The organism is Streptomyces sp. Z26, from assembly GCF_003665095.1.
GTDB lineage: Bacteria > Actinomycetota > Actinomycetes > Streptomycetales > Streptomycetaceae > Streptomyces > Streptomyces phytohabitans.
This window is the reverse complement of the sequence record NZ_RCHV01000002.1, coordinates 6,244,124-6,258,509: the sequence shown is the minus strand read 5'-3', so window position 1 is coordinate 6,258,509 and position 14,386 is coordinate 6,244,124. Positions and strand designations below refer to the sequence as shown.

Annotated in this window: 13 protein-coding genes and 1 tRNA gene; 10 read left to right on the top strand and 4 right to left on the bottom strand. The window is 73.8% G+C overall.

Annotated features, from left to right (window positions below; translation table 11 throughout):
• Nucleotides 1–12: 12 nt before the first annotated feature.
• A tRNA-Pro gene (locus D7M15_RS27125) sits at nt 13–86 on the top strand.
• A 464-nt stretch (nt 87–550) separates the two neighbouring features.
• Here the strand turns inward: D7M15_RS27125 and D7M15_RS27115 are convergent.
• Nucleotides 551–1,543, bottom strand: coding sequence for an MBL fold metallo-hydrolase (locus D7M15_RS27115; protein ID WP_121521505.1), 993 nt, complete (start codon nt 1,541–1,543; stop codon nt 551–553).
• 108 nt (nt 1,544–1,651) lie between these two features.
• Between D7M15_RS27115 and D7M15_RS27110 the strand changes: the two genes are divergently transcribed.
• The 3 genes from D7M15_RS27110 (at nt 1,652) to D7M15_RS27105 (ending at nt 3,939) form a co-directional block, all read left to right on the top strand.
• Complete coding sequence (locus D7M15_RS27110) at nt 1,652–2,539, top strand: LysR substrate-binding domain-containing protein (RefSeq protein ID WP_121521503.1); 888 nt, start codon at nt 1,652–1,654, stop codon at nt 2,537–2,539.
• Nucleotides 2,540–2,878: 339 nt separating this feature from the next.
• Entirely contained in the window at nt 2,879–3,049 is a 171-nt protein-coding gene (locus tag D7M15_RS28635) for a hypothetical protein (RefSeq protein WP_165906337.1), read from the top strand.
• A gap of 254 nt (nt 3,050–3,303) precedes the next feature.
• Nucleotides 3,304–3,939: an HAD family hydrolase gene (locus D7M15_RS27105; RefSeq protein WP_121519894.1), complete on the top strand. Its 636-nt coding sequence runs from the start codon at nt 3,304–3,306 to the stop codon at nt 3,937–3,939.
• A gap of 94 nt (nt 3,940–4,033) precedes the next feature.
• Here the strand turns inward: D7M15_RS27105 and D7M15_RS27100 are convergent, their stop codons facing one another.
• The 3 genes from D7M15_RS27100 to D7M15_RS27090 are packed head-to-tail and all read right to left on the bottom strand — an operon-like array spanning nt 4,034 to nt 8,975.
• Nucleotides 4,034–5,485 carry an MFS transporter gene (locus tag D7M15_RS27100; RefSeq protein ID WP_121519893.1) on the bottom strand — a complete coding sequence of 484 codons (1,452 nt, stop codon included), beginning with the start codon at nt 5,483–5,485 and terminating at the stop codon, nt 4,034–4,036.
• Nucleotides 5,482–7,494: a PEP/pyruvate-binding domain-containing protein gene (locus D7M15_RS27095; protein ID WP_121519892.1), complete on the bottom strand. Its 2,013-nt coding sequence runs from the start codon at nt 7,492–7,494 to the stop codon at nt 5,482–5,484. Before D7M15_RS27095 ends, D7M15_RS27100 begins: the two co-directional genes overlap by 4 nt.
• Nucleotides 7,491–8,975 (bottom strand): ATP-grasp domain-containing protein, encoded by a 1,485-nt coding sequence (locus D7M15_RS27090; RefSeq protein ID WP_121519891.1) that lies wholly within the window; start codon nt 8,973–8,975, stop codon nt 7,491–7,493. The genes D7M15_RS27095 and D7M15_RS27090 overlap by 4 nt, the downstream gene beginning before the upstream one ends.
• Before the next feature lie 446 nt (nt 8,976–9,421).
• Between D7M15_RS27090 and D7M15_RS27085 the strand changes: the two genes are divergently transcribed.
• From D7M15_RS27085 to D7M15_RS27060, 6 genes are all read left to right on the top strand, one after another.
• Entirely contained in the window at nt 9,422–10,732 is a 1,311-nt protein-coding gene (locus D7M15_RS27085) for a PAS domain-containing protein (RefSeq protein WP_121519890.1), read from the top strand.
• A gap of 328 nt (nt 10,733–11,060) precedes the next feature.
• Entirely contained in the window at nt 11,061–11,195 is a 135-nt protein-coding gene (locus D7M15_RS27080; RefSeq protein WP_121519889.1) for a lasso RiPP family leader peptide-containing protein, read from the top strand.
• A gap of 22 nt (nt 11,196–11,217) precedes the next feature.
• The gene (locus D7M15_RS27075) at nt 11,218–13,062 is read left to right on the top strand and encodes an asparagine synthase-related protein (protein WP_121519888.1); all 1,845 of its coding nucleotides are present in this window, start codon (nt 11,218–11,220) and stop codon (nt 13,060–13,062) included.
• Nucleotides 13,040–13,303 (top strand): lasso peptide biosynthesis PqqD family chaperone, encoded by a 264-nt coding sequence (locus D7M15_RS27070; protein ID WP_121519887.1) that lies wholly within the window; start codon nt 13,040–13,042, stop codon nt 13,301–13,303. Before D7M15_RS27075 ends, D7M15_RS27070 begins: the two co-directional genes overlap by 23 nt.
• Complete coding sequence (locus tag D7M15_RS27065; RefSeq protein WP_121519886.1) at nt 13,300–13,740, top strand: lasso peptide biosynthesis B2 protein; 441 nt, start codon at nt 13,300–13,302, stop codon at nt 13,738–13,740. The genes D7M15_RS27070 and D7M15_RS27065 overlap by 4 nt, the downstream gene beginning before the upstream one ends.
• Before the next feature lie 60 nt (nt 13,741–13,800).
• Nucleotides 13,801–14,343, top strand: a complete 543-nt coding sequence (locus D7M15_RS27060; protein WP_121519885.1) for a GNAT family protein — start codon at nt 13,801–13,803, stop codon at nt 14,341–14,343.
• The last annotated feature ends 43 nt before the right edge of the window (nt 14,344–14,386 follow it).

Genomic DNA, 14,386 nt, shown 5'->3' with positions numbered 1-14,386 from the left:
GTCGCACAGCACCGGGACGTGGCGCAGCTTGGTAGCGCACTTGACTGGGGGTCAAGGGGTCGCAGGTTCAAATCCTGTCGTCCCGACGGTGTTTGCACAGCTCAGGGGTGGCACTCTCGATGAGAGTGCCACCCCTGACGCATGTGGGGGACCAGATGGGGACCCCTGCGGTGTATCGGGCGCGCGGCTGCCCCCGCTCCCGGTTGGTTCAGCCCCGCGAAGGCGGGGAGCAGCGCTTGGCGCGCACGGTGACCGTGAAGTGCCAGGGTCCATCCCCGCGTGTGCGGGGAGCAGCCCTCCGCGCCGCTGGTGTTGCTCGCCATGCTCGGTCCATCCCCGCGTGTGCGGGGAGCAGGCTTGTTGACCTGCGGCTTTGTCGGCGGGTGAAGCCCTTCTGAGCAACTATTGGAGAACCGGATATTTCATCTCCGGGTGAGATGAAGCCTGCGCGCCCCTCGTGCAGCCTACGTACCCCGAGCCGAGGTCCGCGCCCAGTTGGGCATGGTCCGCAGCCGAGTTGGCCTACACGACCAAGCCGGCTCCGAGCGGGTCACTGCTCGTCGCCCAGGAGGAACGTGCTGCCCACCGCGTTCGGCAGGAACGCGTCCGGCAGTCGGCTCGCCAGTGACTGCTGGGCCGCCCAGCTCGTGCAGTGTGCGGGGACGACCATCTCCGGCTCGTACGCGGCCAGTTCGTCGATCGTACGGTCGACCACCGGGCCGAACCGCAGGTGCAGGCCACCCAGCACTGCGTACAGCCGCCGCACCCCCGTGACGGCCCGTGCGTGCAGGATGAGGTTGATGATCCCCGCGTGTCCGCAGCCGGTAAGGATCACGAGGCCCTTGCCCCGTACGTGCAGTACGAGCGCCTGGTCGTCGTCTATCCCCTCGTCCGGCGACCACGCGCCGCCGACGCACGCCTCGTGTCCCGGCATGCCCGTCTCGAAGTCCGTGGTGCGCGGCACCTCGCCCGTGACCAGGAGGAAGTCGTCCAGCAGCAGGGACGGTCGCCGTTCCTCGATCACGGTGAAACCGGCCTGTTCGACGGCGTCGCGGCTGGGTGTCGGCAGGTCGAGTACGCCGCCGGGCCCCGCGACACGGCGGGTGCGCCAGGCGTCGGGGTGCAGCAGTACGGGTACGGAGCGGGGCCCCAGTCTGCCGATCAGCCCGTGCAGGCCGGTCACGTGGTCGAAGTGGCCGTGACTGAGGACGATGGACTCGAACGTGTCGGGGCGTACGCCGAGACGGTCCAGGTTGCCGATCAGGCCGTCGGTCGTCGCGCCCGCGTCGAAGAGCAGTCGTCGGTCGCGGCCGTCCGTACGGATCTCGACCATGGCCGAGAAGCCGTGTTCGGCGCGTAGTACGTCGAGTGTGCCGCCCCCGACGGCCAGACCGGCGGGTGCCACGGGCAGCGGCGCGCCCGTACCCGCTCCGGCCAGCCCCCACCTGCGTACGAGGCGCCCGTCCGGCAGCAGGGCGTCGCTGGCGTTGTCGATCAGCGTCGTCACCCTCGCGCTGTCGACGGGACGGAGCTTGACGTGCACGGTTGCCTCCCGGGTCTCGCGGTACGGCACCGACTCCACCGCGTGCGGAACCCGTACGTCCAGGACCGTTTCCGTACCGCCCCGAACGTCTCGGTATCGTGGCCGGTCATGGACCTCCGGCAGCTCGGGTACTTCGTCGCCGTGGCCGAGGAACTCCACTTCGGCCGCGCCGCCGCCCGCCTGCACATGTCGCAGCCGCCGCTCAGCCGCCGCATCCGCGAACTGGAGGCCGAACTCGACTGCCGGTTGCTGGAACGGTCGCCCCGGGGCGTGCGACTCACCGACAGCGGCGCCCTCCTGCTCGACGAGGCGCGCGAACTCCTCGAACGCGCCGAGAGGTTGAAGGAGAAGGTGCGCCGCAGCTCCGGACAGCGCACGCTCGTCGTCGGTACGGTCGCGGGCGCGGGCGCGGCCCTCGACCCCGCCGTACGGGAGGAGTTCCGGCAAAGGCACCCGCGGGCGACCGTACGGCTGCGGGAGTGCGGTCTCACCGACCCGAGCGCGGGGCTGCGTACGGGGCAGGCCGATGTGGCCGTGACCCGCCTCCCGTTCGACACGACGGGCCTCGACGTGCGCGTCCTCCGCGAGGAACCGGTGGTGGCGGCCCTGCCGTCCGGCGACCCGCTGGCGGGAACGGACCTGATCGACGTCGCCGCCCTGCGCGGACGCACCACCTTCCGGCTGCCGCCCGGAACCGACCCGCTCTGGCGTGACTTCTGGCTGGCGAACGGCCCCGACGTCGCGGACGCACCCGTGGTGACCACGGTCGGCGAATGCCTGCACGCGATCGTGTGGCAGTCCGCCGCCGGTCTCCTCCCGGCCGCCGCCGCCCACCACCACGCGCTCCCAGGCGTCAGCTTCGTACCGGTGACGGGTCACGGCCCCAGCCGCGTGGTGCTCGCGTGGAGAGCGGGCGAACGGGACGGGCTCGTACGGGACTTCGTGGACCTCGCCTACGGCGGTACGGGGGCGGAGCACCGGTCGCCCGAGAGCTGACAGAGGTCGCTCACCGGATGGGCGTCACGCGCGCCGGGCCCGACCCGTACCTCGTCGGTGAGCGCGAGTCCGCGGCGCGCGGCCGTATCTTCCGTACGCCCGTGGCACGGGCAACGAGAGGTCCGAGCAGTCCGGTTCCGCCATCAGCACCCTCACGCGCGCACGGCCCGAGCGCGACCTCCCAGGTCGCGGCGGGCATCCTCGTCGTACGGACGCGAGTGGCCGCGAGCGTAGGGAGCGTGCGGGAGACGTGCGCGCCGGGCGCGGGCTGCCGCACGCCTGTCCCTCCGGCGGGTCGTACCGTGTCACCGTGGCTCCACCTACACGACAGGGCGTGCCATGATCATTCTCGTTCCCGGTACCCGTATCACCCTCCCCGACGCCTCCGCGTCCGATGGTTCGCCACGAGAGGGTCAGATCGCCGAAGTACGCACCGAGACCTACGAGATCGACCTGGACGACGGCACTCGTGTGGAGGTCCCGCACAGCGAGGTGATCCCCACCTCCTGACGCGCCCTTCGCGCCCTCGGACCGGGCGGTCCCCACCGCGTTCCCCGGGAGGTCGCCCGAGAGTTAGCCGTGACGTGCGTCCCTTCGGGGGTACGACGGGCGTTCGCGGGTATGGCGGAAGGAGCGGTGAACGGGGGGACGTGCCTCCCGGGCGCGCGGGGGCCGTACGCGTGGGGACACGTCTCGGCGGTCGCGTGTCATGTACCGACCATGCGCGCATCCCCGTGATGCGCCCGGAGAAAGGCGCCGACGCCATGACCAGATCCGTCTTCCGAGGCTCCCGCCGTACGAGCCTCGCCCTCGGTGCCGCAGCCGCCTTCACCGTGCTGGGCGCGACCGCCGCCGGTGCGGCGCCGCTCCCGGCGGACTCCCACGGCGCTCCCGCCGCGTCGCGGATCGCGGCGGCCGAAGACGGTTGTGCCGTCGTCTACTTCGACCTGGGCGAGACCCTGGTGCACACCGCCGAGGACGACAGCACCAGCTACGTGGCCGGTGCCGCCGACTACCTGCGCGAGCTGCGGGAGCGGAACATCGAGGTCGGGCTGATCACCAACGTGCCCTCCGAGTGGGGCGACACCGACGCCGCGCGCGCCGAGGCCCTGAAGAAGGAGGTCGACGGCGCCTGGACCGGTGCGGAGCCGTTCGCGTGGGACGACTTCGGTGACCGGATCTTCACCCCGCGCACCGAGGAGGAGCGCAAGCCCGCACCCGTCCTGTGGGAGCGCGCGAAGGAGGACGCGGGCGACTGCGTGGCGGTGTACGAGGCCGAGACGGCCGAGGAGACCGACGCGGCCGCCGCACTCGGCTACGTCTCCTACCTGATCGGGCAGCCCTCGCGTCCCGCCTTCCTCCCGGTCGAGGAGATCGAGGAGCTGGCCGACTGCGGCTGACGCAGGACACCGGTGGAAGCGGTCGAGGCGGCGGGGCCCACTCCCCCGCCGCCTCGCCCCCGCCTCGGTCACGCGCCCCGCACGCGCCCCGGTGTCAGACGCCGGCCCGCGTGCGTACGTCCCGCGATTCCGCGCGTACGGCGTCCGTCGGCGCCGTCGCGTCGGCGGAGCCGGACCGTTCGGGAGCCTCACCCGGTACGTCGCCCGGTCCCCGTTCCGCCGCGGCTGCCGCCGTGCCGTACCGCTCCGTGCCGCGCCGCAGGACCAGGTGGAACGCGCCCATGAGCAGCACCGTCGCCAGCGCGCTGTGCCACAGCAGGGCGTCCAGGCGGCCCGCCGACAGGTACGCGCCGACTCCGATCGCCGCGAGGGCGCACACCGCGCGGTCGACGATCGACTCGACCGAGAGGACGGTGGCGCGGGGTGCGTCGGCGGGTACGGCGTCGTTGACGAGCTTGCGCTGCACCGGGTACGCGAAACCGGTGGCGGCGGCGAACAGGCAGAGCAGCGCGACGACCGCCCAGGGCCCGCCGAACGTCATGCCCGCGAGGGTCGCCGCGAGCGCCAGGCTGAGCAGCGACACCCAGGTCACCGGCGTGAAGCGACGGCTGAGCCACTGGGGACGGGCCGCGCCCACGGCCTCCGCGACGGTCATGGCGGCGAGCACCCCGCCGTGTGAGGACTCGGCGATGCCCTGCGCGAGGAGGATCGGCTGGAAGAGGTTGACCTGGCAGATCCGGGACAGCGTGAACACCGCCACGCCCTGCACCATCACCAGCGTCAGCCACGGCGACGACGCGATGCAGCGCAGCGCGGCGCGCGCCTCCCGCAGCGAGGTGCCGCGCCCGCGCCGTGCGCGTACGGCCCCCGCCCCGGCGCTACGGTCCGTCTTCCCGGCGCGTTCCGGTGCGGGCGTACGGCCCGGCTCCCCCTGGGGGGCCAGGCGCGGCAGCAGCACCACGCACACGAGGGAGCCCGCCGCGCTCAGGGCGCTGAGGACGTACGGCGCGGGGTGCGCGACGGCCATCAGCGGGCCGACGAGCGGCCAGCACAGCACCTTCGCGGCCAGGCCGAGCGCGCGGGCGGTGCCCTCGGCCTTGAGGTAGTGGTCGCCGCAGCGTTCGGCCTGGAGCGCGTCGTAGAGGTACGCGCTCGCCGCGCCCGAGGTCAGGGAGCGACCCGCGGCGATGGCGAGGAAGTGGACGAGGAAGCCGGTGTACGAGGCGCTGAACACCGGGGCGAGGTTCGCCAGCGTCATCACGACGGCTCCGGCCCGCAGGCAGTTGCGGGTGCCGATGCGGTCCGCGATGAGGCCGGTGGGGATCTCGAACAGGCAGAACGCCACGTAGTAGATGCTCTGGATGCCGAAGATCTGGCTGTCGGAGAGACCGGCGTCCTTCTGGTACGCGTAGAAGACCGGCATCCACCACAGCAGGTTGAACAGCAGCTGGAAGCCGTAGTTGAGCCGTACGACGCGGAGGGCCGTGGCCGTCAGCGGCGTGGCCGCGGGGCGGGGACGGCGCGCGCGGGGCGGGCGGGGGCTCACAGGGCGTACGGGCGGATCTGGACCAGGCGGAAGTCGCCCTGGTCGGTGAGCAGCCACTCGATGTCCAGCGGGGCGTCCACCTCGGGCGCGCCGAAGTGGGACTGGAGCAGTCGCCCGGTCAGCGACAGGTCGGCGAGCTGGGCGCGCGTACCGGCGGACAGCCCCTCCGGCCACGAGCCGAGGGCCACGGTGCGGCCGCCGCCCTCGACGGTGTTGTAGAGGTACTGCTGGGGCAGGACGGTGCCCTCGACGACCTGTTCGGGCGAGCCGGGCGAGCAGTTGAGGTAGACGTTGCGGAAGTCCTCGCGCCGGGTGGGGTTGCAGGTGACGAGGACGCCGCCGAGCGCGGCGGGCACGTACTCCTGCACGATGACGCCCATGTACGTGTCGTCCAGCGAGATGCCGACCTGGTGGCGCAGCCGGACGCTGCGCGGCGAGACGAGGGACGCCCACACCTGGCGTACGGCGTCGAGGAGTTCGTCGGTGCCGCGCACGGTCGTGACGGAGTCGTAGACACCGGCCGCCGAGAAGCCGGGCAGGTCCTCGGCGTTGGAGGAGGAACGGACCACGAGGCGTTCGCCCGCGGCGAGTTGGTCGGGGAGGGCGCGGGTGATCTCACCGGCCACGGAGTCGGGCATGGGGGCGTGCCGGATGAGGTGCTGGAGCTGGAGGCAGAGGGCGTCGAGCACGTCGAGCGCGTCGAGTTCGAGCGCCATCTTCAGCTTGCCGATGCCCTGTTGGAGCGCCGGGGAGGAGGTGAGGAAGCGGTGCTGGAGGGAGAACGGCAGCGCCACGCCCTCCGGTGCCTCGACCGTACCGGCCACGAACGAGCTGGCGGCGGCGCGGAGTTCGGCGGCGCTGGGGGTGGCGAGGCCGAGCCGGGCGGCGAGGTGCGGGCGCAGGTTCTCGCGGGGCGGGCGGGGGCGGCCGTAGAAGGCGGTGAGGTCGGCCGTACGGCTGTCGAGGACGTGGTGCAGCTCGCCCAGGTTGGCGGCCTTGGTGCCGTAGCGGTCGCGGTCGGCGGTGCGCAGGCGGTGCAGGGAGAGGACGGGCGCGTCCTCCAGCAGCGGCGGTTCGAGGCGGATGCGCTGCTGGTGCCAGGCGGGGGCGCGCAGCCCGGGGTCCTCGTCCAGGCGCTCCAGGGTGATGTCGTCCTCGCGGACGCGGTAGCGGACCCAGGCGCCGTCGAGGCCGTGCCGTTCGGCCAGTTGGTCGAGGTCCTGGACGATCGCGTTGGGGATGCCCCAGCCGGACGCGAGGACGTTGGTGTGCGAAAGCGGCGTGATGGGCGCGGTGTTGACGAATCCGGCGACCCGCTGCACGTCGTCCGGCAGGCAGGGCATGGCCACGATGTCCGACCAGCCGAGGCCGCCGGCGGCCGCCTCGTACTCCTCGACCGTCGCGTAGCGGCGCAGCCTGCCGACGGCCTCGCCGGTGTTGAGCGCGGTACGGGTCCGGGTGCCGAAGAGTTCGTGGCCGAGGACGCGCGGCACCGACTGCTCGCTGACGGCGGCGAGTTCCTCCTCCTGCACGTGGTTGGCGGGCTTGAGGAGGAGCGGCAGCCGGGCGTCGACGCGGTCGCGTACGAAGCCGTGGAAGAACTCCAGCAGCGCGCCGTGCATGGTGTCGGCCTCGGTCGTCTCCAGTACGAGGAAGGGGCGTTCGCGGCCGTCCGCGTCCTCGCCGGAGTGGAGGGAGAGCACGCCGAGGAGGAAGCGGCGGTCCGGGTCGGCGTACACGGAGGCGTTGAACGCGTCGAGTCCGGCGTCGAGTTCGGCCAGTTCCATGCCGAGGACGCGGGTCGCGATGTAGTTGACGTGGAAGGGGTGCGCGGCGGCGTCCAGCACGTGCCAGTCGCCCTCGGCGCGGTCGACGACGACCTTGACGTACGGGTGCCCGGCGAGGACGCCGGACAGGGTGTGGAACAGCGGCAGGGAGAGGTGCTCACCGACGACCGTGCGGTCGGTCGCGGCCTCCGGGGCGCCGGTGGAGAGCAGGGCGGGGCTCATGCGGGGATCCCTTCGGGCTCGGCGGCCGGACGGGGGCGGGTGGGGGTCGGGGCGGAGCTGCGGGGCGCCCGTGCCGGGGCGGTCGGCGTCGAGGCGGGCGACGGGGCCGGGGACGGCGCGGTGGCGTCCGTCGCGGGCGGCAGCAGCTCGGGCAGGGCGCGTACGAGGGTGGTGAAGTCGCGGAGCACCGTACGGGCGTCGGTGGCGGACAGCAGGCACAGCGCGGCCATGGTGTTCGCGCCGCCCGCGGGCTCGTAGACGGGCACGGTGGAGCCGTCGGGCAGGGAACTCTCCGGGACCACGGACAGCGCGCTGCCCTCGCTGAGCGCCACCGCGTCCCGTACGACCGCGAAGTCCCAGTCCCTGCGGTCCCGCCAGGCGGCGCCGTCGCCGTCCACGGCGAGGACGACGAGCGAGCCCGCCGCGCCGCGCGCGTCCCCGGGGCCGAGGGCACGGGCGGGCCAGTCGACGGTACGGCCCAGGAGGTGGTCCACGAGCATGCCGACGAGGTCGAGCTGGAAGACCTCCTCGATCTGCGGGACGGTCATCGCGCCACCGAAGCGGGCGGCCGTCTCGATCAGCCACATGCGCCCGCCGGGGCCGAGCTTGATCTCGGTGTGCGTACCGCAGTCGCGCAGACCGAGGGCGTCCACGGCGTCGCGGGCGAGGGCCACGACGCGTTCCTGGAGGTCGTCGGGGAGCAACGCCGGGGTGATGCTGGCGCGTTCGGTGAACGGTTCGACCGTGGGCATGCGGCCGCTGAGGCACACCGGGTGGTAGACGCCGTCGGCGACGACCCCCTCGACGCTGACGTAGTCGCCCCAGCCGGTGTCCTCGAACCACTCCTCCGTGGCGCCCGTCACGATCTCCTCGACCACGAAGTGGGCGTCGGCCTCGGCCACGTGGAGTTCGGCGTAGCCCAGCAGCGCGGACTCGGCCATCACCTCACGCGAGCACCGCCAGGCGGAGTCGACCTGTTCCGGGGCGGAGATGATCTGGTGCGCCGTCGAGCCCGCGCTCCAGGCCGCCTTGAGCAGCATGGGGTACGGCAGGGCGGCGGCCGCCTCCCGCAGATCGTCCCGCGTGGCCACGGCGCGGAACTCCGGCTGCGCCAGCCCCGCCCGCAGCCAGGTGTGGCGCATCATCCGCTTGTCGCGGGCGAGTCCGGCGGCGCCGCCCGCCCCGGCGAGGCCCAGCGCCTCGCACGCCTCGGCGACGGCCACGACCGCGTACTCGGAGAACGTGAGCACGGCGTCGGCCCCCACGGCCTCGGCGCGGGAGACGATCAGCGAGACCAGGTCGTGCCGTTCGGCGTCGTCGGGCGCCACGACGGAGGCGCACAGGCTTCCGGCGGAGGCGGCGACCGCGGGCGGCAGCTCGCTGAGCGCCAGCAGGTGCAGGTCCGCCCTCGCGGCCGCCCGTGCCAGTACGTGACCGAGCGGCGGACCGCCCTTGGCGTGCACCAACAGCACCGTGCTCACTGGAGTTCGTCTCCCATTCCTCGTCGTGCTCCCGACTCGTGCGCGGCGTTCCCGGCCGGTGGCCCGCCCGCGGTCGTACGTACGCGGTGTGCGCGGCGTACGCGGTGTGCGGGACGTGCGCCCCGTACGGGCTCCGCGCGCGGCGCGCGGACGTACGGGTGAGGCCGTGGCGGAACGGACGGCGGGACGCTACTCGCGTAGAACCACGACGCGTGACCGGCCGCCCACACAAGGGAAGCAGACCCCCGGGCCCCGAAACACCACCGGAGGGCGCCGGAGTTCAGGCAAACGCCAGAGTTGCGCGTACGGGCGGGGCGCGGCGACAGTGGGGCGGGCGGCATCACCGGCCCCGGCGCGGGCACGGGTACGGGCATGGGCACGACCGTCGTGGACAGGCATCACGTGCCACCCTCCGCCGCCCGGAGGGACCGGACGGAAAGGCCGCCGTGGACGACGCAAGCCTGAAAGCCCTGCTGGAGCACCTGCCCGTGTCCTGGTGGGAGGTCGACGACCAGTGGCACCTCCTGGAGCGCGGCGGCGGCGCCTTCGCGGACCTGACCACCGCGCAACGGTTCCTCGACCGGATGCGCGAGGAGGTGTTCTCCCCCGGGGAGACCGGGGAGACGCCCCGGGAGGGCCACCGCCTGGTCCGGTTCGACGACCGGACGTTCGACGTGAGCTGGCCGCTGCCCGAGAGCGGGGACGGAGCGCGTACCCGCGGCCTCGCGGTGGAGGTCGGCGCGCAGCCCGCGGGCGTACGCCGGTTCGCCGCCTTCGCGGACTTCGCCGACTTCGCCCCCGCGGCGGCCTTCATCCGGGACCGCGACGGGCGCTACCTCTGGGCCAACCACTCGTACGCCCACCTCTACGGCACCACCCCGGAACGCGTCGTCGGCGCCCGCATCGAGGACTTCGACTCCCCCGCCGACGCCGCGCAGTTCCGCGCCCTCGACCAGGAGATCCTGGGGCGCGGCAGACCCGTACGCCACACCCTCGACTACCACCGTTCCGACGGCAGCAAGGGGCAGGCCGCCGGACACCGCTTCTCCGTCGAGGAGAACGGCCAGACCTGCGTCGCCGGGATCTACGTCGACATCACCGAACACACCCGCGCCATGGACCAGCGCCGGGAGGCCGAGGAGAACCTGCGTGCCCTGCGCGACCACAGCGGTCTGCCCTGCGCGCTGCTGTCGGTCAACGGCCGTATCGAGCAGGCGAGCACGGCCGTCTCCGGGCTGCTCCGCACACCCCTCTCCGACCTCGTGGGCCACCGCGCGCACACCCTGCTCGCCCCGGCGCCCGCGTACGACCCGGGGCCGCTGCACCTGGCGTGGAAGAGCCTCGTCACGCGCCGCGTCCGACGTACGGAGACCTTCGCGCTGCTCGTCGACGCGCGGGGGCGCGGACGGCGCGTACGGCTGCACCTGACGTCCGTCGGCGGTACGGCCGGGCGCGCCACGAAGATCTGGGCGGTCGTCACCCAGCAGGGCCTCGCCCACGACGTCCATCCCCCGCTGACGCCCGCGCAGCTGCGCATCCTGGCGCTGCTCGCGGAGGGCAGCACCAACAGCGAGATCGCCACCTCGCTCAGGCTCTCCCGGCAGACCGTCGACTACCACCTCAGCCGCCTCCGCGACCTGCTCGACGCCGCGACCAGACCGGCGCTCGTCGCCCGCGCGTACGTCCTCGGCCTCCTCGCCCCGCACACCTGGCCCCCGCGCCCGGCCACGCCACCGCACACGCCGGAGGCGGGGTGACGCGACCGGGGCGCGGGCCGCGAGGCGGGGCGGGGCTTCCGCGCGGAGGCGGGCAGCGGTTCCAGGCGATGCCGGTGCTGCGGTTCGAGCAGGGGCCATCCCCGCGCGTGCGGGGAGCGGGTTCGCCGTTCCGTCCCTCCGTGCCCGCTCGGCGCGCACGTGACCTTCTCCCGGCCCGTTGACCGTGTCAACCACCCGTCGCGCGGCCGTGTATGACGTGCCGTCAGCCGTTGCGAACACAACCCCCGCGCTCCCGCTGACTTTCGCGGTCCGCCCTGTTAGCTTCTCCCCTCGTCCGTGAGCGATTCCCCCACCTCAGGAGGTAGTGATGGAGAACCAGAGCATGGTCGAAGGACAGGAATCGGCGTACGAGGCCCCGGCGTTGGTGGCCGTCGGTGACTTCTCCGAGGACACCCTCGGCTTCGGCAACGACTACTCCGACTTCCTCGGCGAGCAGCGCTGACCAGCTGAGGACAGGGCACCTGATGCGCACCGGGTTCGTCGTCCTGCCGGACGTCGAGTACGCCGAGTACACCGCCGACGCCGGGTACGCCGCGAACGAGTTCGACACGCCGCGCGTGTTCGCGTACCCGTCGGGGCGCCCGTGGGTCGTGGGCGACTGGGCGCCCGGGACGGCCGTACGCGCGGAGGCGGGCCCGGTACGGGTGGTGGTGATCGGATTCTGTCCGGTCACCACCGCGCGCCTGACCGGACTGGCCGCGCGGGTACGTACGTCGGCCGACGTGGACGCCCTGGCCGGGGCGCTGCGGGGCAGTTTCCACCTGGTCGTCGCGGTCGGCGCGGAACAGCGCGTCCAGGGCACGGTGTCGGGGCTGCGGCAGGTGTTCCACGCCAGGTCGGGCGGGCACACCGTGGTGGCCGACCGGCCGGACGTGCTCGCCTCGCTCACCGGGGCGGCCGTGGACGAACGCCTGTTGGCCGCGCGGGTCGTCTGTGGCGGCAGGCTGCCGCCGCCGTTGCGCGACCGGAGCATGTGGGCCGGTGTCTCGACCGTTGCGCACGACAGCTGCCTGCTGGTGGGCCCGGAGGGCGTACGGGAGGTACGCCGTTGGCACCCGCCCGCGCCCGAACTGCCCCTGGCGCGGGGCGCGTCGGCCGTACGCGAGGCGCTGCTGACGTCCGTCGCGGACCAGGCTCCCGCCGTGGGGCGGCTCAGTGCCGACCTGTCCGGCGGGATGGATTCCGCGTCCCTGTGCTTCCTGGCCGCCCGGACCTCCCCGTCCCTGCTGACCGTCCGCTGGGCGGAGGCGGAGGCGGGCAACGACGACGCGTTCTTCGCGGCGCACTGCGCGGAACGGCTGCCGCTGGCCGAGCACCTGGTCGTACCGCAGGAGGGGTGCCCCACCGTCTTCGCGGAGCCGGACGCGGCGTCGGACGCGGAGCAGCCGTACCTCTTCCCACGCATGCTGGCCCGCGTCCGGCACACGGCGGAATTGCTGGCGCGACACGGTGCGCGCACGCATCTGGCCGGGCACGGGGCGGACGAGCTGTTCGGCGCCCTGCCCGGCTATCTGCACCCGCTGCTGCGCCGCCACCCGTACCGTGCGGTGCGCCGGCTGCGCGCCCATCGGGCCCTGGGCCGCTGGCCGTTGGGGCCGACCGTACGGGAGCTGGTGCGCGGCGGCGGGGTCGGTGACTGGTGGCGCGCGCAGGCCGACCAGCTCACCGACCCGCCTCCGGCGCGGCGGCTGCCCCCGTTGGGCTGGGGCATGCCGCTGCGTGCCCCGGTGTGGGCGACGGACGCGGCGGTGGACGCGGCGCGGGAGGTGCTGCGGGAGGCGGCGGAGGACGTACGGCCGTTCGCGGCGGACCGGGGGCAGCACCAGTTCCTCACGGCCGTACGGACGACCGCGCCCGCCTACCGGCAGCTGGGGCGGCTGTTCGGCGGGGCCGGTGTCGGGTTGCGCCTGCCGTTCCTCGACGACCGGGTGGTGACGGCCGCGCTGTCCGTACGTCTCGACGCGCGCGTCACCCCGTGGCGGTACAAGCCGCTGCTGGCCGACGCGATGCGCGACATCGTGCCCGAGGCGGTGCTGCGGCGGGACACCAAGGGGGACTTCAGCGAGGACCTGCGCGTCGGGCGGAAGCGCAACATGCCCGCTGTGGAGGCCGTGTTCGCCGACTCGACGCTGGCGTCACGGGGGCTGATCTCCGTCGACGCCCTCCGTACGGCGCTGCGGACCCCGCAGACCGACCTGTCCCGGGACTTCGCGCTCGACCAGCTGCTGGGGTGCGAGACCTGGGCCCGTACCGCACACCGACACCCGCGACTCCCGGGAGGCAAGAGTGCCCCTCAGTCTGCGTCCTGACGTCTCCCTCGCGGAGACCGAGGACGGCACCGTGCTGCTCCAGCTGCGCACCGGCCGCTACTGGCAGCTCAACGGCACCGGCACGTACGTCCTGCGGCTCCTCACCCAGGGGTACGAACCCGCGCGCGTCGCCGCGGAACTCGCCACCCGCCACGGCATCGACGGCGCACGCGCGCTGCGCGACGTCGAGGACGTCGTCGCGCGGCTGCGCGCCGCGTCCCTGCTGGAACCGGCGCCGTGAGCGCCCCGGTCACCCTGGACGGCCGCCGCCGCCTGCCGTGGCACCGGCGGTTCGCGCCGCTGCTGGCGGTGGCCGCCGCGCGCGTGCTGGCCCGTACGAGTCCGGCGCGCCTGCGGACGGTGCTGGAGCACGTACGCCGTGGTGCCGCGCCCGCGACCGCCGGGGAGGCGCTCGCCGCGCGGGGGGACGTGGTGGCGGTGAGTCTGCGCTGCGCGGGTCAGGCGTGCCTCCAACGGTCGGTGGCCGCCGCGCTGCTGTGCCGCGCGCGGGGGGTGTGGCCGACGTGGTGCACGGGGGTGCGCACCAGCCCGTTCGCGGCGCACGCGTGGATACAGGTGGACGGCGAACCGGTCGGGGAGCCGTATCCCGCCGGTCACTACCGGCCGCTGCTCGCGGTCCCGCCCGTGGACGCCGCGCACCCGACGGGGACGGCGTAGGTCCCGCGCGCGGTCGTTATCCGGTTGCCGCCGCCGGGTGCGGCCGGATAGGAAACCCGCATGCTGAAGGGCGAGAGGATCGGGCTCAGGGCCCGGCACGAGGAGGACGTACCCGTCCTGCGGACCGAGCTGTACGACGACGTGGTCAACTCCGCGCGCGCGGAGGGCGGTCCGTGGCTGCCGATGGCCCCGGGGTCGAAGGACCCGCGACTGGTGGCGGACGAAACGGACTCCAGGTGCGTGCGGTTCTCCGTCGTGGAGCTGGCCGGGGGCACCCTGATCGGCACCGCGACGGTGTGGGGCATCGACACCCACCACCGCTCCGCGCACCTCGGGCTGGGCCTGCTGCCCGCCGCGCGGGGGCAGGGGTACGGCACGGACGTGGTCGCGGCGCTGTGCCGGTACGGCTTCACCGTGCGCGGCTTCCACCGCCTCCAGGTGGAGACGCTGACGGACAACGCGGCGATGCTGCGGGCCGCCGAGCGCAACGGTTTCGTACGCGAGGGGGTGCTGCGGGCGTCGGCCTGGGTGCTGGGCGGCTTCCTGGACGAGGTGGTGCTCGGGCTGCTGGCCCGGGACTGGGCGGACGGGGCGCAGGACTGAGCCGCGCCGAGGGGCGGGCCCGTACGGCCCCGGCCTGCCGGAC

Bases quoted from the DNA above. Each gene is read 5' to 3' on its own strand.
- D7M15_RS27075 (WP_121519888.1), top strand. From the start codon at position 11,218: ATGCGCACCGGGTTCGTCGTCCTGCCGGACGTCGAGTACGCCGAGTAC.
- D7M15_RS27080 (WP_121519889.1), top strand. From the start codon at position 11,061: ATGGAGAACCAGAGCATGGTCGAAGGACAGGAATCGGCGTACGAGGCC.
- D7M15_RS28635 (WP_165906337.1), top strand. From the start codon at position 2,879: ATGATCATTCTCGTTCCCGGTACCCGTATCACCCTCCCCGACGCCTCC.
- D7M15_RS27110 (WP_121521503.1), top strand. From the start codon at position 1,652: ATGGACCTCCGGCAGCTCGGGTACTTCGTCGCCGTGGCCGAGGAACTC.
- D7M15_RS27060 (WP_121519885.1), top strand. From the start codon at position 13,801: ATGCTGAAGGGCGAGAGGATCGGGCTCAGGGCCCGGCACGAGGAGGAC.
- D7M15_RS27095 (WP_121519892.1), bottom strand. From the start codon at position 7,494: ATGAGCCCCGCCCTGCTCTCCACCGGCGCCCCGGAGGCCGCGACCGAC.
- D7M15_RS27105 (WP_121519894.1), top strand. From the start codon at position 3,304: ATGACCAGATCCGTCTTCCGAGGCTCCCGCCGTACGAGCCTCGCCCTC.